Raw genomic sequence first — 20,129 nt, 5'->3', positions numbered from 1 at the left:
CTCCTTGCGTAAACACTGCCTGTAACCCGTTAACTGTACCGCACCTACCGCATCAGCGCGAGGGCGACCGACGATATCCCGTCTAACTAACGCAAACCCTCTACCGCATCCGCCAGAAGAGCGGCGGCCCTATCCTGGGCCAGACCACGCGCCGCCTGACGCATGGCGTCGCGCGCCGCCGCGTCATCGACCAGGTGCAGCAGTTCATCGGCAAAGGCAGAACCGTCGATATCGGCATCGGCGCAGAGCACGCCGGCCCCAGCGTCGACCAGATAACGGGCATTGGTGGTTTGGTGGTCGGCCGTCGCATGCGGGTACGGCACGAGCACCGAAGGCACGGCGAGTGCAGCGATCTCGGCCACGCTCGATGCGCCCGAACGCGAGAGCACCAAATCGGCAGCAGCCAGCATATCGCCCATGTTGTCGATGTAAGGCTGGACGCGGTAACGCTTCGCCTCCTCGGGCGTCAGCGCCAAAGCGCGCTCGGTCTCCTCAAAGCCGTCGGCACCCGTCGAATGCAACACATAGAGGTTCTTGCGCGAAAGCAGCTCGTTTTTGAGCGAAGCCACACGCTCGTTGAGGTGCTGGGCGCCAAGTGAACCGCCAAAGACGAGCAGCAGCGTAGCGTCCTCGGGAACGCCAAGTGCCTTGCGGCCGCGAGCGCGATCGCCCTCGATCACCGAGCGACGTACGGGGTTGCCGGTCATGAGCACGTGGTCAGGGTCACCTTCGCGCTCAAAGACCGAACGCGCTGCCGGCACCGAGATGCACACGCGGGCGGCGTGGGAGTTCATCATCTTGTTGGCCAGGCCCGGAACAGAGTTCTGCTCATGCAGCAGATACGGAACGCCCGCGCCCTTGCACCACCCCAGCAGCGGAACCTCGACATAGGCACCAAAACCAATGGCGGCATCGGGCTTGCCGACCTTTGAGAAATGACTGGCGAGCGCACGCTTGGCTTTGTTGACACGCCACAGCGAGGTCAGCGCCGTCCAAGGACGGGAGCGGTCGAAGCCCGTGACCGTAATGGGCACAAAATCAAACCCAGCCTCGGGGACCAGACGACCCTCGAGCTTGCGCGACTGGCCCACGAACACAACGTGGTGGCCACGGTCACGCAGCTCTTCGGCCAAGGCGAGCGCGGGGTTGATGTGCCCGGCCGTGCCGCCGGCTGCAATAGCAACGGTCATTTTATCGGTCATGGTAGTCCCTTCGTACACGCGGTCCCTGGTCGTCGGTACGCAGACGCGCCGACGGGTCCGAGTTCAAATCGATTCGATTATATCCGCCGCCCGCGTTGCGAGGGCTGGGGCGCTGAGGACGACCTTGCGGCGCCGTTCGCTGACGCGGGCGGGCTGCCAGCTCGGTCGCAGAGCCATCCAGGACGGTAAAACCGTTACGCGAAGATCGCTCGCCGCGCACGTGGGGCACGCCGGCGGTACTCTCATCCATAACGGCAAAGCTCTCGCGGCGACGGTCGTACTCATCGCGACGGGCGCTCTCGTACGAAACGCGCAGGATCAACCCGGCAAGCATAAGCGACACAATAATCGACGAACCGCCGTAGCTAATAAACGGCAACGGTTTGCCCGTCATGGGAAACACGTTGAGGATGCCAAGCGCATTAATCAAAAACTGCACCGCGAGAATGACCGCGGAGCCAGACGCCATAAGCGCGCCCCGACGATCGGTCGCCTGCTCGGCAATGCGAAACGCCGAGTAGACCAGCATCGCAAACACCAAGAAGAACAGCACGGTTCCGACAAAACCGACTTCCTCGCCAATGATGGCCAGGATGTAGTCATTGTGCGCCTCGGGCAGATACGAGTACTTCATGGTTGAGTTGCCGATGCCACGGCCGAACAGACCGCCCGAGGCAAAGGCCATGATGGCAAGCGTGGCCTGATAGCCGTCACCATACTCGTCGGCCCAAGGGTTCAAGGCAACCTGAATACGCACCATACGGTACGGCTCTGCAACAAGCGCAATCACGATCACGAGAATGCCGAAGATTAGCACGCCGATGATAAATCTGGGGTCGAGACCCGCAAACAACGCCATGCACATGAGGGTCAACAGGATGATCAGGACAGTACCGAAATCGGGCTGGATAAAGATCAGAAAGAGCGAAATGCCCAAGTAGATGCCCATCTTGCGAAGGAATTCGTTGATGTTGCCACCGGGCGAAAAGAAACGATCAAGCATGATGGCCGAATACGCAATGGCAAATGGCTTTAAAAACTCGGAAGGCTGGAACTGAATACCGGCGATGTTGAGCCAGCGCGTGGCGCCACGGCTGCCGCTGCCCACCAAGAACACCAGAAGCAGTAGCCCCATCATGCCGATGAGGAAGATCCTGAGCACGTCTTCCCCAAACCAACTGTCCGGCAAGATGCGCACGATGGCAACCATAGCCAGCACGCCAACTCCGGCAAACGCGGCTTGTCGAAACAGAAAAAACGTCGCCGAGCCATTCTCGTGCAGCGCCTCGACCGAAGACGCCGAGTACACCATCAGCAGGCCAAAGCACACCAAGGTAAACAGGCAGGCCATGAATATCAAACGGGGGCGCATGATACGGGCGGGAACGCCGGCAATATAGCGTTCGCTAAACGTCTGCCCGCCGCGACCGGAACGCGGTGTGCTGCGCCGCGAGGAAGCACGGTCCGAGTCGGGCCTCCTCATACCTTGTCGGGGGCTCTCCTCTCTCACCGGCAACCCCTATTCCATTTGCGATTTCGCCGCAGCGGCAAGCTGGGCCACATAGTCCTTAAACACGCGGCCGCGCTCCTCATAGCCCGAGAACTCATCGAACGAAGAACAGGCAGGAGAAAGTAAGATCACGTCACCACGGCTCGACAGCGAACGGGCGACGTCCACGGCATCGCGCAGGTCATCCGCCTGGGCGATATCCACATCGCCATCGACATCGGCCTCGTCCATAGCGGCGGTGAAGCGCTCGCGCGCATCGCCAAAGCAGACGACCGAGCGTACGTTATCCATAACAACGCGTGCGAAGTCCGTGAGCGGCGTGCCCTTATCGTGGCCGCCGAGCAGCAAGATCACGTCGTCATCGGGAAATGCCGTCAGTGCCTTCTCGACCGCATCGGTGTTGGTCGCCTTGGAATCGTTGACGTAGCGCACGCCGTCAATCTCGCCACACGGCTCCACGCGGTGCTCGAGCGGCTGGAACGAGGCCAGACCGCGGCAGACGCCATCGACATCGGCACCGACTGCCAGGGCAGCCGTGGCAGCGCACAGGGCATTGACAACATTGTGATGGCCCGAGATCTTGAGCTCGGATGTAGCGATGAGCGGGGTCTCGACGCCCTTCAGGCGCACGATCATCTTGCCATCGCGCACAAAGGCGGCATCCTCGCCCTCAGGCTCGTCAAAGGCAACCTTGCAGATGCGACGACCCGGCGTGTAAATGTACTCATCGAACTCGTGAATGCCGGCGTCTTCGACGTCGACAACCACCAGATCGTCATCGACCATATTGGCAAACAGTTTAATCTTGGCAAGCGCGTAGTTCTTATGGCTCTTATGCCAGCCCAAGTGGTCGGGAGTGATGTTGAGCAGCACCGCCACGCGGGGGTGGAGCTCGGTGGTCGTAGCAATCTGATAGCTCGAGAGCTCGGCCACAAACCACTCGTTATGGGCTCGGCCGTCAATCTCGTTGACCGGCGGCTCGCCGATGTTGCCGACAGCTACACTGGCCTCGCCGGCAGCCTTGAGCAGATAATCAGTCAGCGACGTGGTGGTCGTCTTGCCGTTGGTGCCCGTGATGGCAATCCAGTTATCGGGTGACAGGCGATAGGCAAACTCGGGCTCACCCATAATCTGGGCGGCATGCTCGCGCCCGGCCTTAAAGAAGCCCGAGAACTCCGAGATGCCCGGGCACGTCACGCATACGTCATAGACGCCCTCGACCTGTTCGGTCCCATAGACAAACGCCGCACCAGCAGCCTCGAGCGCACGCGTGGCGTCATTGGGCTCAGAGGTGCCGCCGCCATACACGGTAACGGCGCTCACGCGCTCGGGATGCGCCAGCGCCCAGCGGGCGACATCGAGACCGGATTTGCCCTGACCCAAAACGAGCAGGCTAAAGACATCAGCAAGAGGCATGAAAGACCACTATCCCAACTGGAAGAACAGAGCAAGGCCAACGGCACCAAAGGCCGCAGCGATAATCCAAAAACGGATGACGACCTTGGTCTCGGCCCAGCCCTTCTTTTCGAAATGATGATGGATGGGCGCCATAAGGAAGACGCGCTTGTGCGTAAAGTGGAAATAGACAACCTGAATCATGACCGACAGGGTCTCAACGATAAACAGGCCGCCGATGATGAGGGAAACGACTTCGGTGTTGGTCATGATGGACGTGCAGGCAAACGCGGCGCCCAGGGCAAGCGAGCCGGTATCGCCCATAAAGATGCTCGCCGGATAGCAGTTGAACCACAGAAAGCCCAAGCAGGCACCGGCACATGCGGTGCAGAAGATGGACAGGTTCACGTCTCCGTGCAAAAACGCCATGGCAGCCATGGCGAGCATGGCAATCATGGAGGTGCCACCAGCAAGACCGTCAAGGCCATCGGTCAGGTTCACGGCATTAGAAAGACCGGCGATCATCAGCCAGCAAAAGACAATGTAGAGCCACGGGAACGAAAGGCCGCAGATGGTGGTCGAAAGAACACCGAGGTCAATCGTCAGGCCGCCGGGAAAACGAATCTCGGGGGCGACGCCGCACCAGTTGACGGCAAGTACCGTAAAGGTGACACAGATAATGGTTAGGCCGATCATCTTGGCATGAGGCGTCAGACCGAGCGAGCGCCCATGCGTAACGGAAGTCAGGTCGTCGATCAGGCCCAGCACGCCGGTCGCCAGCGTGGCGAGCAGCACGAGCACGAGCTCGGTGGTGAGCTTGCCCATCAGCAGGCAGGTCAGCGAGATCGCGACGAGAATGACAACACCACCCATGGTGGGCGTTCCCTGCTTAACCAAATGACGCTTGGGGCCGTCGGCACGAACCTGCTGGCCGATACCCTCGACCTTGAGCAGCTTGATCCACCACGGCATGAGCAGCAGCGCAATGGCAGCGGCGATGCCAAGCCCCAAAAAAGCCTGATACGTTGGATACGAGGGATTGCCGAACATGGGCTAGCACACACCTTCCACAAAGCGGTCGAGCTCAACAAAGCGGGAACCCTTGACCAGTACAACATCATGTTTTTCAAGCGCGCCGCCCATGCGGTCGAGCACCTGCTGATAATCGGAGAACACCTGGATGCGGTCCTCGTCCATGCCCATCATGCGCGCGGCATCGGCCATAAGCTGGGCCAGCTCACCACCCACGCACGCCAGCATGTCGAGCTTCTTGGCGGCGGCATAGGCGCCCACGAGCTCATGCATGCGAGGAGCCTCATCGCCCATCTCGCCCATCTCGCCCAGGATCGCCATACGAGACCCCGTGCACGAAAGCGAGCACAGCAGATCGAGGCCAGCAGCCATGGATTCGGCACTGGCGTTATAGGAATCGTCGATGACGCGGGCACCGCTCTTGGCGCGCTTGATCTCCTGGCGGTGACCGGTGATCGTGAGGCCTCTAAAGGCAGCATCGATCTGCTCGGGCGTCACGCCCAGGCGATAGGCAACCGCGGCGGCCTTAACGGCATTAGGAACGGACTGCACGCCGGGGATGGCAAGCATGGTATCGATCGTCTCACCCTGGCCAAAATCGAGCGTAAAGACCGGACGGCCCTCGTCATCAACACGAATGTCGCGGGCACGGACCTCATCATCGTCCGAGACGCCGGCCAGCATCACATCGATACCAGCAGGCTGGGCGAACGTATCGCGAATGAACGGCGTAAAGTCGTCCTCGCCGCCCAAAACCAGCAGCGGCAAGAAGTCGCCGGCGGCGCACATACCCTGGACAATCTCGGCCTTAGCGCGGGCGATGTTCTCGCGGCTGCCCAAAATGCCGATGTGAGAGGTACCAATCTTGCTCACGATGGCAAGGTTGGGATTGGCGGACTGGGACAGGCGCTCGATCTCGTGGAAATGGTTCATGCCCATCTCGAGCACCAGGACCTCGGTATCGGCCGGAGCGGAAAGCACCGTGAGCGGCATGCCGATCAGGTTATTGAAATTGCCCTTGGTGGCCCAGACACGATAGCGCTTGGCGAGCACGGCGGCGAGCACGTCCTTGGTCGTCGTCTTGCCGATGGAACCGGTAATACCAACGACCAGGCAGCCAAGCTCCAGGCGATACGTGTGCGCCAAACGCAGCAGAAACTCCTCGGGATCATCGGTCAGCAGGATGGCGCACCCCTTGTCCTGCGCCAGCGAGACCAGCTCGGCCTCGGGCTCACGCGTCATCACGACGGCGCCGGCACCCGACTGGACGGCACGGGAAGCAAAATCATTGCCGTCGACGTTTTCACCGGGAAAGGCGACGAAAATCGTCCCTTCCTCGACCTGGCGCGAGTCGATAACGCACCCGCGGCATACCCGATCGGCTTCTCCCGTCACGGTTCGGGCCCCTGTTGCGGCCGCGAGGTTGTTGACGGCGATCTCTATCATTGCAGCTCCCCTGTAAACCTAATAATGCTATCGGCGTATTGTATCCCAGCGCCGCACATGCGTGGTGCAGGGCATGTGAACACCCTCATATGGGACAACAAACAACGCCCCAAAGATTGTAACCCCCTACTTCGTGTGCGGGATACCCAGCACGTCGAGCGCGTTGGCCATAATGGACTGGAACGGCACCGCAGCGGCATCTGAACCGCTCGGCGTTCCGTCGAGCGTGATATAGCACAGCACTTTGGGCGATTGTGCCGGCGCAAAGCCCATAAAGGACGACATGTAGTTCTCCTTGAGGTAGCCGCCGTTCTCGTCGGCACGTTCGGCCGTACCGGTCTTACCCGCCACGTCATAGCCGTCAACCGCGCCGCCAACGCCCGTACCCTCGGACACGACCGTCTGCATGCACGATGTCACCTGGGATGCGGCATCCTCAGAAATCGCGCGCTCGCCTTCGCCCCAGTCCTTCTCGTCGCCCTTGCTGGACTTATAGAAGTGCGGTGTCATCATCACGCCGCCGTTGGCGATGCCGCCCACGGCACGTGCGATCTCAATTGGCGAGACGGACAGTGCCTGTCCAAAGCTCATCGAGCCCAGCGTGGCGCCGTCATACTGGTCACGCTCCTTGACGATACCCAGGCTCTCGCCCGGAAAATCGACACCCGAGCTGTGACCGATGCCCCACTTGTCCACATAGGCGGCAAAGTCGTCGGCACCGATCTTGCGCCCCACTAGGACAAAGCCCACATTGGACGAACGGCGCATCATCTCGCGCACATCCATGGTCATGCCATAGTCGCGCTTATCGGCATCGGTAACGGTATCGTCGCCCACCTTGATGCTCGCCGGCACCTCAAACGACGTACTCGATCGCACGACGCCCAAGTCGAAGCCGGCGCCCGCCACGAGCGTCTTAAAGACCGAGCCGGGCTCGTAGGCGTCAGTGACCAGGCGCAGGTTCATATCCTCGGTCTTGGCGTTCTCCAGATCGGTCTGGTCGTAGGTCGGGTACGAGCAGGCTGCGAGAATTTCACCGGTCGTGGGGTCGGTGACCAAAGCCGAGCCGTTCTTGGCCTTTGTCTTCTCGACAGCCTCTGTCAGAGCATCCTCAGCCGCACGCTGGATATTGACGTCGAGCGTCGTCACGATATCAACGCCGTCGACCGCAGCCACCTTTTTATAGGCACCGCCCGCGATATAGCTGCCGTCCCTCGCGCGCTCGCGTACGAGAGAACCGTTCGTGCCGGTCAGAAGCTTGTTGTATTGCTTTTCGAGACCCGTCAAGCCGTCGTTGTCCACATTCACTACACCCAGCACCTGCGATGCCAGATTGCCGTATGGATATACGCGCTTCATGGCCTGCTCAAAAAGCACGCCGGGCAGATTCTTCTTCTCCAGCGCCGCAGCATCGTCTTCGTCCACCTGGCGCTTGATATACACCCAGGTGCCATCGGACTCGACGAGCTTGCGGCAGGTCTTTTTATCGATTCCAGTTGCCTTGACCAGCGCCGACACCGTCTTGTCGACATCCTCGACAAGCTGCGGGTTCACGGCGATGTTGCGACATTCGACCGACGACGCCAGCACGTTGCCGTTGCGGTCGTAGACGGTGCCACGTTTGGCATAGAGGGTCTGCGCAAGCAGGCGGCGCGCATCGGCACGCTCGCGCAGTTTATCGGCTTCGACAATTTGATAGTCGGCAAGGCGAAAGACGCCCAAGCCCAAGCCAAGCCCAATGAATCCCATGACGGCTTTGCGGCGAGGCAGAGGCGCGCCTGTGAGCCATTCGGTCGACGAACTCTTGCGCGACCTGGTGTTATGCACTTGAGGGCCGCCCGAGCCGCGAAGTCGCGACGCCGGGTCGTTGCCACGGGACTGCCCGGCGTTGTAAGATTGCCGACCCGTTCCTTGATAACCAGAACGTCCCCGCGACGAGGGACGTCCAGAACCGCGGCCCCCATCGGAACCGCGGCGATAGTCATTTGTCATACTCAGCTACCGTCTTGCTACTGAGCGGTCGCGGTCGCGTTGGCGCCCGCGGCTGCATCCTGCGAAAAGTCAAGTGTAACGCTCTCGCTGGGCTCCACCATGCCATAAGCGCCCGCAAGGTCGCGAATGCGCGTGTCGGCGCCATAGACCGAATGCATGACCTCCAGGTCGGAGCTCTCATCGGTCGCCTTTTCGAGCGTGTTGGTAAGCTCGGCGTTGCTGTTGAGCACCTGGGCCGTAACGCCGGCGAGCGCCACGCGGGCGACGCCGATCGTCATGAAGATAGCCGCAATGATGCAAAACGTTTTAAGAACGCTCATGAAAACCGGGCTTACCGCCTGGTTTGCCTGACGGCCCGCGCCCGTGTAGACATCAAAGCGCGGCGTGCGCTGCTCACGGGGAGCAACGGGGGCCTGCGGCGTCTCACGATAGGCGGGCATGGCGTTCATATCATAGGCGAGTGCTGCGCTTGAAGTGTTGTAGCCCATGATATGCCGCCTCCCATCCCGAGTACGTTGGTAGTGTGTTTAAGCTTCGTTTATGGTGCGAGCGGGAGGTCCAATATCGCGCGGTCGCGCCTACAGACGCTGCGCCACGCGGATTTTGGCTGATCTCGCCCGAGGGTTGCGCTCAACCTCATCAGGCTGGGCAACCAAGGGTTTGCGGGTGATGACCTTGAGTATCGGCACGTTGCCGCACACGCACACCGGAATCTCCGGCGGACACGTGCACCCCTGGCTCATCTCCTTAAAGTGGTTCTTTACGATACGGTCCTCGAGCGAGTGATACGAGATGACGCAGATACGTCCGCCCGGGTTGAGCCACCTGGTGGCGGCATCAAGCCCTCGTTCGAGCACATCGAGCTCGTGATTGACCTCGATGCGAATGGCCTGGAAACTTTTCTTGGCCGGGTGTCCGCCATGCCGACGAGCGGCAGCCGGGATACCCGCCTTGATGATCTCGACAAATTGGCCGGTGGTTTCGATCGGTTCTTGCTCGCGGCGGCGCACGATCTCGCGCGCGATCTGCGAGGCAAACTTCTCTTCGCCGTAGACGCGTAGAATCCGGGCGAGGTCGTGTTCGTTATAGGTGTTGATGACCTCAGCTGCGTTTAAGGTGTTATTACCCGGATCCATCCGCATGTCCAATGGGGCGTCCTCGTTATACGAAAAGCCCCTGCCAGGGATATCGAGTTGCGGTGACGAAACGCCCAAATCGAACAGGAAGCCATCGACCCCGGGCACCTCGGCCGAGCAAAGCAGCTCGTCCAAGTCGCCGAAGTTGCCCTTCAGCAGCTGGTGCGGAACTCCGGGAACCTCGCGGTCCAGACGGGCGCCAGCGGCCTCGAGGGCCATGTCGTCCTGATCGACGCCGAGCAAAAGGCCCGTCTCCCCCACCTGCGCGGCCATCTTTACCGAATGGCCGGCACCGCCAAGGGTGCAATCGCAGACAACGGAGCCGCTCTTTAGCCGCAGCGACTCAAGCACTTCGCCGAGCATGACAGGTTCATGCCGATATTCTTGTGTCAAGATCCCACGCTCCATCCGTTACCCGTGCCTTGCCCTTACGAGAAGAAGAGGTCCAGCAGGGCCTCATCGTCATCGTCCTCATCGGCCGCGGCGCGATCCCAAACCTCAAGGTGGTCGTAGTTGCCCACAACCGTGACCTCGCGGTCGAGGTTCGCCTGCTTGCGGAGAGACTCGGAAAGACCGATACGACCGGCGCCGTCCACGTCCATCGACGTGGTGCGCTTGTTGATCGCCCTCATGAGCTTCTGGTCGTTAATGTCACGCGGGTTAAAACCCTCGTGGCCCTCACGACCCGCGAAGAGTCCTTCGACCCACTTATCGAAGGCCTCGGCAGAGAACACGTACAGAGCATCGACATCCAGGGCTTTGAACACGCGAACGTGCTCTCCAAGTTCCTCGCGAAGGGGTGCAGGCAGGGACAGACGACCTTTTGCATCGAGATTGCGCTCGTATGCACCAGTCATTCCCATGTGCGCCCTCCCCTCGGTTACTCAGATGGCACGTACGCGGGGAACCACCCCGCCTGTCGACGTCATTAATAATATGGGGAACCGCCCCATTTTTCAACACCTTTCCCCACCCCTTCCCCCACCCCGCCTTACCACTCCACCCTCCATATATTGCAAAACACCCCCAAGCATATGTTCGAAAACACAATATGTTGTGTTTACAGCAACGACGGGATGCCACCTGTGGCACCCCGCCTTTCAACCTCAACCTTCAAGTTGACCTTGAGGCGATTTTTGCGTCCCCTTACATGCCGTTCACATCGCCCCCAAACTCCCCCACCCACGGTACACACGGCCCACCACCGCGTCGGTGTCTGGCGAAAAATGGGACTGGCCCCAGATTGCCCATGCGCGCAAAAGTGCGTCTCGGCAATCTGGGGCCCGTCCCATTTAATATTTATAAATATGCAGGTCAGCGAGGTGCTAGCGATGTGCTAGCGATGTGCTAGCGGATGCGCCGCCAGATAGACCTCGGTCAGTTGCGTTCGGTCGACATGCGTGTAGACCTGCGTGGTCGAAATATCGGCATGGCCCAAAATCTCCTGCAGCACACGCAGGTCGGCACCGCCCGCGAGCATGTGGGTGGCAAAGGAGTGGCGCAAGGTATGGGGATGGAGCCCCACCAGCCCCACCTGACGCCCATACCGCTCGCATATCGCATGCACGGCCTGGCGCGACAGGCGACGTCCGTTCTTATTTAAAAAAACCGCCGAGGTCTCGGTTCCGCGGGCATGGGCCGCCAAGCGAGAACGTCCCTCAGTTACATAGAGCGTCAGAGCTCGCGCCGCGCTTCCCACCAGTGGGGACAGGCGTTCCTTTGAGCCCTTACCGCGAACGAGTACAAAACCATCGTCAATATGGATATCGCCCACATCGAGCCCAACCAGCTCACTCACACGCAAACCGCATCCGTAGAGCACTTCCAAGATGGCATGGTCGCGCAGTCCCATCTCGCCCTCGGGAAAGTCTTGATCGAGCAGCGCCGAGACATCCTCCACCGATAGATACTCCGGCAAACGCTCAGCCTTTTTAGGCAGGCGCAACGCCGCCGTTGGATTTTGGGCCACAGCCCCATCGCGCACCAAAAAGGCATGCAGGCCCTTCACGGCCGCAAGCGCACGCTCCACCGAGGCATCGGAATAGCCCCCATCGCGACGGTCGGCGACAAAGCCCTCCACGACCTGACGAGTCACCTCTTCAAAAGACACAATACCCGCCCGCTCCAGATAGGCGCAGTACGTCGTCAGGTCACGACGATAGGCCGCAATCGTGTTGCGCGCCAAACCCCGCTCGACCGCGAGGTAATCGAGATACTCCCCCGCCGCCACGGCGAGCGACGAGGGAGTAGCTTCGGTATGTTCTTTGTTCGCCGGCACCCTTAGTCCGTAGCGAGGTTCATGGGCGTCACCTGCAGGCGATCGACACCCTCGTGCTGACCGATCGAGGCACGCACGAACTCTCGGAACAACGGCTGCGGGTTGGTCGGGCGGCTCTTGAACTCGGGGTGAGCCTGGGTTGCCACATACCACGGATGCACGTCGCGCGGCAGCTCGACCATCTCGACCAGGCGCTCGTCGGGCGACAGACCCGAGATAACCAAGCCGGCGTCCTCGAGCTGGTCACGGAAAGCGTTGTTGAACTCAAAGCGGTGACGGTGACGCTCGTAGACGAGTTCCTCACCATATGCCTCGCGAGCAAGGGTATCGGCGGCGAGCTTGCACGGATAGGCGCCCAGGCGCATGGTGCCGCCCTTCTCGGTCACGTCCTCCTGCGAGCTCATCAGATCGATGACGCTATACGGACCGTCCGGATCAAACTCGGAGGAGCTGGCACCGGCAAGGCCAACGACATTGCGGGCGAACTCGCACACGGCGACCTGCATACCCAGGCAAATGCCCAGATACGGAATCTTGTGCTCACGGGCAAACTCGGCCGCGAGGATCTTGCCCTCCAGGGCGCGCTTGCCAAAGCCGCCGGGGACCAGGATGCCCGAGGCGTCGCCCAGAACCTCGGAGACATTCTGCTCGTCGAGGCTCTCGCCGTCGACCAGCTGGACGTCCACATGGCGATCGTAGAAGACGCCCGCATGGTGCAGGGCCTCGATAACCGACAGGTACGCATCGGGCAGCTGCGTGTACTTACCCACGACGGCGATCTTCACCTTGTCGGCGTGATGGTTGGCGTGATTCTGTTTGCGCAGGAACTCGTTCCACTCGCTCATGTCGCGCTCACGCGGATCCAGACCCAGGCGCTCGCAAATGCGCAGGTCAAAGTCCTGCTCGGCAAGCAGCTGCGGAACATCGTAAATGCTCGCGCAGTCCTCGTTGGTAAAGACGCAATCGGTGTCGACGTCGCAGAAGCTTGCGATCTTTCCGCGGATAGCGTCATCGATATGGTGGTCGGAGCGCAGCACGATGATATCGGGCTGGATGCCAAAGCTGCGGAGCTCCTTGACGGAATGCTGCGTGGGCTTGGTCTTGACCTCATGGGCGGCGGCGATATAGGGAACGAGCGACACGTGGATGTAGCAGACGTTCTCGGGGCCGGCCTCCTTGCGGTACTGACGGATGGCCTCGACAAACGGTTGGGACTCAATGTCGCCGATCGTGCCGCCCAGCTCGGTGATGACTACATCGGAGCCGGTCTGCTCCTCGATGCGGCGGAACTTGTCCTTAATGGCATTGGTGACGTGGGGAATCACCTGCACGGTACCGCCCAAAAAGTCGCCGCGACGCTCGCGGGCGATTAGGCTTTTGTAGATGGCACCGGTCGTAAAGTTGGAATCGCGGGTCAGGTTCTCATCAATAAAGCGCTCGTAATGACCCAGGTCCAGGTCGGACTCGTAGCCGTCCTCGGTAACGAAGACCTCACCATGCTGGAACGGGCTCATGGTACCGGGGTCGACGTTCAGATACGGGTCGGCCTTCTGCATCGTTACTTTGTAGCCACGCGACTTGAGCAGACGGCCCAGCGAGGCCGCGGTGATACCCTTGCCCAGGGACGAAACCACGCCACCGGTTACGAACACATGCTTGGTCATATTGAGTTACCTGCGCTTCCCGTAGAAGTTGTTTATCCACATCTTACGGGTCTTCATTGTAATACTCGCACCGCGAACCGTTCGCAATTTTTCTCGCGTGCGATTGCATTTCTCATTCTTGAAACAAAACGCCGCCCGGTTTCCCAGGCGGCGTCGCTATGGCAAGGGTTACATGCTGCTATCGATCAGCAGCCTCGTCCTCAAGCATTTCTTGAACGAGCATGCCGGTACGGACGCCCTCAAGATACCACTCGCCACGTTCGGTGAGGCAAATGCCATTTGCAAGCTGACCGCCGTCTTCGCTATAACGCGAGACGACATCAATCATGCCTTCGGAATCCAAGCGATCGATTGCGGCGCGGGCACGATACGGCGAAACCCCCACGCGCTCGGCAAGCGTTTTGCGCGAGAAACCATACGGCCCGCCATTGTCTTTGGTTTGCTGGTCGATCTCCATCAACACCAGCACCTCGACACGCTTCATATCGTTGACACTCGCACGACCCTTGCCCGCCATAGCAGCCTCCTCAAACCGAGCACGAGCATCTAACGCGCCGTGCGCGACCGACACACCTCACGATGGCAGGTAATATCCATCATGCGGCATCCCGCTAAGGATGAAACAGTTACGGTTATTGTATACCGCTCAAATTGTCTCTAGGCAGGTAAACAGCTATTTTTCGCCGAAATAGGCGCTTTATTGATCAAAAAGCCGTACCGGGCGCTAACCCGATACGGCCAAAATGCAATGCAATTACCGCGGTGCTTCAAACTTAGCGATGGAAGAAACCGCGGCGCTCAAACTTGGGCTCACAGCACACGTTGATACCAAGTTTGCGCAGTACCGTCTCGTCCGTCGGCGAGATAATCACGCTAAAGAAGGCATCGCAACCGCGCAGCTGCTCCAGGCCCGAAAGGACGCGAGCGGCCGTCTCACTCGTGGCCGAGGTGATCGACAGCGCCATAAGTGTCTCGTCGGTGTGGAGGCGCGGGTTTTTGCTGCCCAGGAAATGCGTCTTGAGCTTGCTGATGGGCTCGATCGCCTCATCGCTAATGACCTCGAGCTCAAGGTCGACGCCCGAGACATGCTTGAGGGCGTTCATAATGAGCGAACTTGCGGCACCCAGGCGCGTGGAGGTCTTACCGGTCACCACGGAGCCATCGGGCATGACCATGGCACCCACGGGACCACCCGTCAGCTGCTCCCTGGTGAGGGCCGCCGAGCGCGCCGGTGAGTAGTTCTTATCGATGCCGGCTTTCTTCATAATAATCTTGAGACGGTCGACTTGCTCATCGCCCACGCCGGTACGGCGCACATTTTCGACCGCGGTAAAGTAGCGGCGGACGATCTCCATCTTGGAAGCGTCGCGGCAGGCATCGTCATCGGTGATGGCAAAGCCGACCATATTGACGCCCATGTCCGTAGGACTCTGGTAGGGGCTCTTGCCCAGAATCTTTTCCATCAGAGCACGGACCACCGGGAAGGCCTCGACGTCGCGGTTGTAGTTGACCGTGGTCTTGTTGTAGGCCTCAAGGTGGAACGAATCGATGATATTGGCGTCGTCGAGGTCAGCCGTGGCGGCCTCGTAGGCAATATTGACCGGATGCGTCAGAGGAAGATTCCAGACCGGGAAGGTCTCGAACTTGGCATAGCCGGCGGCGGTACCGTGCTTATGCTCGTGATACAGCTGCGAGAGGCAAGTGGCGAGCTTGCCCGAGCCGGGGCCGGGTGCCGTCACGACAACGAGCGGACGCGTGGTCTCGACAAACTCGTTCTTGCCGTAGCCATCATCGGACACGATCAGATCGACATCGTGCGGGTAGCCCTCGATGGGATAGTGCAGCTTGGCAGGAATGCCGAGCGCGTTCAGGCGGTTGCGGAACACATCGGCAGCAGGCTGGCCGGCGTACTGGGTGATGACCACAGCCGCGACGGCAAAGCCGTTGCCGCGGAACAAGTCAACCAGGCGCAGCACATCCTCGTCATAGGTAATGCCAAGGTCACCGCGAGCCTTGTTTTTCTCGATGTGGTTCGCGTTGATCGCGATGATAACCTCGACATCGTCGGCGATGCTCTTGAGCATGCGGAACTTGCTGTCCGGTTCAAAACCCGGCAGCACGCGGCTCGCATGATAGTCATCGAACAGCTTGCCGCCAAACTCCAAATAGAGCTTGCCACCAAACTGCGAGATGCGCTCCTTAATGTGAGCAGCCTGCAGCTCGATATACTTCGCGTTGTCGAAACCCTGGCGCATATATGGCTCCCGTCCCGTTTCCATTTAATGTCCTAGGCGATTATAACGGAGCAGACCCTCCTCAACGCACTTCCCCTGCACCAACAAAGGGAATGTCGCAGGTTGAGCATAAGTCAGCGAATGAGCACCAGTGCGGGCAAGCTGTCCCCCTGCACCAAAAATGGCAGTGCCGCAGGTGGAACAAAAGTCAGCGAAAGCCCGCCAGAACGAGCAAGGTGACGTGAAAGAGGAGGACATGGCGCAAAGCAATCTGACACCTTTGCCCCAACAATGGCAGCGCCGCAGGATGAGCATAAGTCAGCGAACGGGCTCCAGAGCGAACAAATTGGCATGAAAAGAGGCCGGCATAGACCTTTTGGTCATGCCGGCCTCTTTGAATGACAAGTTGTCGCTCTGGTGCCCGTGCAGCGTCGACCGGTTCCGCGGTTTGGTAAAACCGCGGAACAAAAAGGCGCCCCCTCCCGCGCACGGAACGGGAGGGGGCTAAAGGTAGGAGTCTACCGGTGGGTTGACCCCACCGGACAGACGATGACCAGGTGATCCTCTACAGGATCGTCAAGGTTTCCGTGGGGTACCCGTTGGGTACTTAGAGCAGCACGCAGGCGACGGTCAGGATGACGGCGCAGACGACGGAGAGCGCGACGATGAGCTTAAGGGCAAACTTGAGCCAGGTCGTCCACTCGATCTTGGCCAGGGCGAGACCGCCCATGATGGCGCCGGAGGTCGGGGTGAACAGGTTCACGACACCGATGGCGGCGGAGAAGATCATGACCATGACCTCGGGCGAGAAGCCAAGCTTAACAGCCAGCGGTCCCATGATGGGCATGGAGACGGTGGCCATACCGGAGGTCGAGGGGATCAGGAAGGACAGGCCGAAGTAGACCAGGAAGCTCATGGGAGCGAAGATCACGCCGGACAGGCCAGCCAGGGCATTGGCGGCAGCGTCGAGGACGAAGACGTCGAGGCCGGTGTTAGCCATGAGGACGGAGATACCACGGGCGAGGGCGATAACGAGAACAACGGACATCATGTCGGCAGCGCCGGTGATGAAGGTGTTGACGATCTGCTTCTCGGACAGGCCACCGATGATACCGATCAGGACGGCCATGAGGAAGAACCAGGTGGAAGCCTCGTCGAAGTACCACTGGCCAATGGGCAGGCCGGTGATCAGGGCAGACCAGCCCTGGACGACGGCGTTACCATCGGCGTCGTAGACAGCGCCAGCGTCGAAGAAGTTGGCGACGCCCTCGTTGAGATCGGCTAGCGGAATGAAGCCGACGATCATGACGACGAAGGTGAAGGCGAAGGCGATCAGAACACCCTTCTGACGACCGGTGAGCTTGACCTCCTTGTGGACCTCGGAAGCAGCCTTGCCGTGAGCCTCTTCGGCGTCCTTGAGCTCCTGCATCGACAGGATGGTGGAACCCTTGTCAGCCTTGACCTTCTTGGCATAGTTCATCACGAAAACGATGGACATAGCGGTAGTGACAATCCACAGGACGGCACCGAGGCCGATGATGATGGACTGGTTGACCTCAATGCCAACGCCGGTCAGAGCGTCGACGGCAGCGCCGACGGCGAACGGGTTAACCGTGGAGCCCAGGCAGCCGCAGCCAGCGCCGAGCAGGACGGTAGCGGCGCCGACCATGGGGTCGAAGCCAGCGGCCATCATGGTAGCGGCGAGCAGGGCGTAGAAGGGAACGGTCTCCTCGCACATACCATAGGTGGTACCACCGAGGGAGAAGATGAGCATAAGGACAGGAACGAGCATGATCTCGTTGCCCTTAAGCTTCTGCACCAGAACGGCGATGCCGTTGTCCAGAGCGCCGGTCTCGGTCATCATACCGAGGAAGCCGCCCAGGATCATAACGAAGAGGCAGACGGGCAGAGCGTCAGCGAAGCCCAGGATCGGGGCGGTGCAGAAATCGCTCAGGCGGGCTGCAGTAACCGCGCCGCCGGACGTGCCGGAGACGATAACGGTAATCACTGCAACAATTGCCAGCAGAGCTAGAAGAATGGTGAACGATGAAGGCATACCGCGCTTTTTCTTAGCGGTCTCAGTCATGGTTCTCATCCCCCCTTCATAAATCATTTAACTTTCTCGCGCTAAGCGGATCTTCCGTGCCGTGCCCACCGCCCGACGCGAGATATTTACCAGACAAAGCCGCTCGGGGTGTGCAGCAAGACACCCCGAGCGAGATGCTAGATGCTCTTACTTGAGCGTGGCGTACATGACAGCCTTGATGGTGTGCATGCGGTTCTCGGCCTCGTCGAAGACCTTGGAAGCGGGGCTCTCGAAGACCTCGTCGGTGACCTCCTGCTCGGTGATGCCGAACTGCTCGCACTTCTCGGCGCCAATCGTGGTGTTGGTGTCGTGGAAGCTGGGCAGGCAGTGCAGGAAGATGGCACCCGGGTTGGCCATAGCCATGACCTCGGAGGTAACACGATACGGGGTAAGCTGAGCGATGCGCTCGGCCCAGACCTCGTCGGGCTCGCCCATGGAGACCCACACGTCGGTGTAGATAACGTCGGCACCGGTGACGCCGTCCTTGACGTCGGTGGTCAGCTTGATGGTGCAGCCGTTGGCCTCGGCGATGGGCTTGCAGGCCTCGATGACGTCGTCAGCGGGCATGCACTCCTCGGGGCCGCAGGCCACAAAGTTCATACCGAGCTTGGAGCAGACGACCATGAGGGAGCGAGCAACGTTGTTCTTGCAGTCGCCCATGAAGACGAGAGTCTTGCCCTTGATGTCGTAGTTGAAGTTCTCCTGGACGGTCAGGATGTCGGCGAGCATCTGGGTGGGATGCCACTCGGTGGTCAGGCCGTTCCAGACAGGCACGCCGGACTTAGCAGCGAGCTCCTCGACGTCGTCCTGGGCAAAGCCACGGAACTCGATGCCGTCATACATGCGGCCGAGAACGCGGGCGGTGTCCTCGATGGACTCCTTCTTGCCCATCTGCGACGAACCGGGATCGAGGTAGGTGACGCCCATGCCCAGATCCATGCCGCCGACCTCGAAGGCGCAGCGGGTACGAGTGGAGGTCTTCTGGAAGAGCAGAACGATGTTCTTGCCCTCGAGATAGCGGTGCGGAACGCCAGCGCGCTTCATATCCTTGAAGTTCTTGGATAGCTTGAGCAGGTACTCGATCTCCTCGGTGGTGAGGTCGAGAAGCTTGAGGAAGCTACGGCCGGAGAGGTTAACACCCATGGTTCGATTCCTTTCGAAGAAATGAATTACGTAAGTATTAGTGTTGCCCGTTTAACGGGCGAAGCCGGTGCGGTTGTAGGGGGACCGCACCGGAAACGGAAAGACTTAGAGGTCCTCGCGCCAGAAGGGCATGCTCATGCAGCGCGGGCCGCCGCGGCCGCGGGAGAGCTCGGCGGAGGGCACGACGAGAAGGTCCAGGCCCTCCTTGTACAGCACGTCGTTGGTGACGGTGTTGCGGGCGTAGACGCAGATCTTGCCGGGCTCGACGCACAGGGTGTTGGAGCCGTCGTTCCACTGCTCGCGGGAGGCCGCGATCGGGTCGCCGCCGCCGCAGGGGATCAGCTTGACCTGGTCGACGCCGGTGGCGTCCTCCAGGACGTGCTCGAGGGTGTCCTCGATCAGGCGGATGTTCACGTCGCCCGGGTTCTTGCCGGCGGTCAGCTCGTAGACGCGCAGGGTGCCCATGATGGCGGGGTGGATCGTGAACTTATCGACGTCGATCTGGGTGAAGACCGTGTCGAGGTGCATGAAGGCGCGCGAGACCGGGATGTCGAAGGCCAGGATGCGCTCGACCTTGGAGTCGGAGTTCCAGAAGATGTTCTGGGCCATGACGTCGATCGCGGCGGCCTGGGTGCGCTGGGAGATGCCGACGGCGAGGGTCTTCTCGTTGATGTTCAGCACGTCGCCGCCCTCGGTGTGGAACTGGCAGTCGCGGCGGAAGTACAGCGAGACGTCCTTGTAGTCGGGGTGGTACTTGAAGACGTACTTGCCGTACAGGGTCTCGCGGTTGCGGGTGACCGAGTACATGCGGTTGAGGTTGACGCCCTCGCCGACGACCGCGAACGGGTCGCGGGTGAAGTAGAGGTTGGGCATCGGGTCGATGATCAGGTCGGACTCGGACTCGGAGTTGACCAGGGAGTCGAGGGTCGTGGACGCCGTAAGGGGCATGTCGATCTCGGCCTTGGTCATGCCGGCCATGGTCTTCTTGACGAACTCGAGGTTGTCCTCGAT

Annotated in this window: 16 protein-coding genes; all 16 read right to left on the bottom strand. The window is 60.3% G+C overall.

Annotation, left to right across the window (positions count from 1 at the left end):
- Positions 1-86: 86 nt before the first annotated feature.
- Complete coding sequence (gene murG / locus ABHR76_RS05095; protein ID WP_089571582.1) at positions 87-1,202, bottom strand: undecaprenyldiphospho-muramoylpentapeptide beta-N-acetylglucosaminyltransferase; 1,116 nt, start codon at positions 1,200-1,202, stop codon at positions 87-89.
- Entirely contained in the window at positions 1,192-2,685 is a 1,494-nt protein-coding gene (ftsW, locus tag ABHR76_RS05090) for a putative lipid II flippase FtsW (protein ID WP_346976973.1), read from the bottom strand. The genes murG and ftsW overlap by 11 nt, the downstream gene beginning before the upstream one ends.
- 36 nt (positions 2,686-2,721) lie before the next feature.
- On the bottom strand, positions 2,722-4,128 hold the full coding sequence (murD, locus tag ABHR76_RS05085) for a UDP-N-acetylmuramoyl-L-alanine--D-glutamate ligase (RefSeq protein WP_346976972.1): 1,407 nt from the start codon (positions 4,126-4,128) through the stop codon (positions 2,722-2,724).
- A 9-nt stretch (positions 4,129-4,137) separates the two neighbouring features.
- Positions 4,138-5,157 (bottom strand): phospho-N-acetylmuramoyl-pentapeptide-transferase, encoded by a 1,020-nt coding sequence (mraY, locus tag ABHR76_RS05080; RefSeq protein WP_006234262.1) that lies wholly within the window; start codon positions 5,155-5,157, stop codon positions 4,138-4,140.
- 3 nt (positions 5,158-5,160) lie between these two features.
- Positions 5,161-6,585 (bottom strand): UDP-N-acetylmuramoyl-tripeptide--D-alanyl-D-alanine ligase, encoded by a 1,425-nt coding sequence (locus ABHR76_RS05075; protein ID WP_117786676.1) that lies wholly within the window; start codon positions 6,583-6,585, stop codon positions 5,161-5,163.
- 126 nt (positions 6,586-6,711) lie between these two features.
- Entirely contained in the window at positions 6,712-8,334 is a 1,623-nt protein-coding gene (locus tag ABHR76_RS05070) for a peptidoglycan D,D-transpeptidase FtsI family protein (protein WP_138112173.1), read from the bottom strand.
- Between the two features lie 260 nt (positions 8,335-8,594).
- Positions 8,595-9,065 (bottom strand): hypothetical protein, encoded by a 471-nt coding sequence (locus ABHR76_RS05065; protein WP_022094483.1) that lies wholly within the window; start codon positions 9,063-9,065, stop codon positions 8,595-8,597.
- Between the two features lie 90 nt (positions 9,066-9,155).
- Positions 9,156-10,121, bottom strand: coding sequence for a 16S rRNA (cytosine(1402)-N(4))-methyltransferase RsmH (rsmH, locus tag ABHR76_RS05060; RefSeq protein ID WP_006234266.1), 966 nt, complete (start codon positions 10,119-10,121; stop codon positions 9,156-9,158).
- Positions 10,122-10,141: 20 nt separating this feature from the next.
- Positions 10,142-10,576, bottom strand: coding sequence for a division/cell wall cluster transcriptional repressor MraZ (locus tag ABHR76_RS05055; RefSeq protein ID WP_138112171.1), 435 nt, complete (start codon positions 10,574-10,576; stop codon positions 10,142-10,144).
- A 473-nt stretch (positions 10,577-11,049) separates the two neighbouring features.
- A complete protein-coding gene (xerD, locus tag ABHR76_RS05050; RefSeq protein WP_172677979.1) occupies positions 11,050-11,991 on the bottom strand; it encodes a site-specific tyrosine recombinase XerD in 942 nt (313 codons plus the stop codon).
- A 2-nt stretch (positions 11,992-11,993) separates the two neighbouring features.
- On the bottom strand, positions 11,994-13,655 hold the full coding sequence (gene pyrG / locus ABHR76_RS05045) for a CTP synthase (protein WP_006234274.1): 1,662 nt from the start codon (positions 13,653-13,655) through the stop codon (positions 11,994-11,996).
- 178 nt (positions 13,656-13,833) lie between these two features.
- Positions 13,834-14,172, bottom strand: coding sequence for a helix-turn-helix domain-containing protein (locus ABHR76_RS05040; RefSeq protein WP_346976971.1), 339 nt, complete (start codon positions 14,170-14,172; stop codon positions 13,834-13,836).
- Positions 14,173-14,428: 256 nt separating this feature from the next.
- Positions 14,429-15,910: a DUF1846 domain-containing protein gene (locus tag ABHR76_RS05035; RefSeq protein ID WP_006234276.1), complete on the bottom strand. Its 1,482-nt coding sequence runs from the start codon at positions 15,908-15,910 to the stop codon at positions 14,429-14,431.
- 586 nt (positions 15,911-16,496) lie between these two features.
- Positions 16,497-17,984 carry a YfcC family protein gene (locus ABHR76_RS05030; protein ID WP_370739707.1) on the bottom strand — a complete coding sequence of 496 codons (1,488 nt, stop codon included), beginning with the start codon at positions 17,982-17,984 and terminating at the stop codon, positions 16,497-16,499.
- Positions 17,985-18,122: 138 nt separating this feature from the next.
- Positions 18,123-19,118: an ornithine carbamoyltransferase gene (gene argF / locus ABHR76_RS05025; RefSeq protein ID WP_006234279.1), complete on the bottom strand. Its 996-nt coding sequence runs from the start codon at positions 19,116-19,118 to the stop codon at positions 18,123-18,125.
- A gap of 105 nt (positions 19,119-19,223) precedes the next feature.
- On the bottom strand, positions 19,224-20,129 hold a 906-nt coding region (locus ABHR76_RS05020; RefSeq protein WP_346976970.1), incomplete at its 5' end, for an arginine deiminase.

The sequence above is a fragment of the Collinsella aerofaciens genome, assembly GCF_039752985.1.
Lineage (GTDB): Bacteria > Actinomycetota > Coriobacteriia > Coriobacteriales > Coriobacteriaceae > Collinsella > Collinsella aerofaciens_BT.
This window is presented reverse-complemented; position numbering and strand designations above follow the sequence as displayed.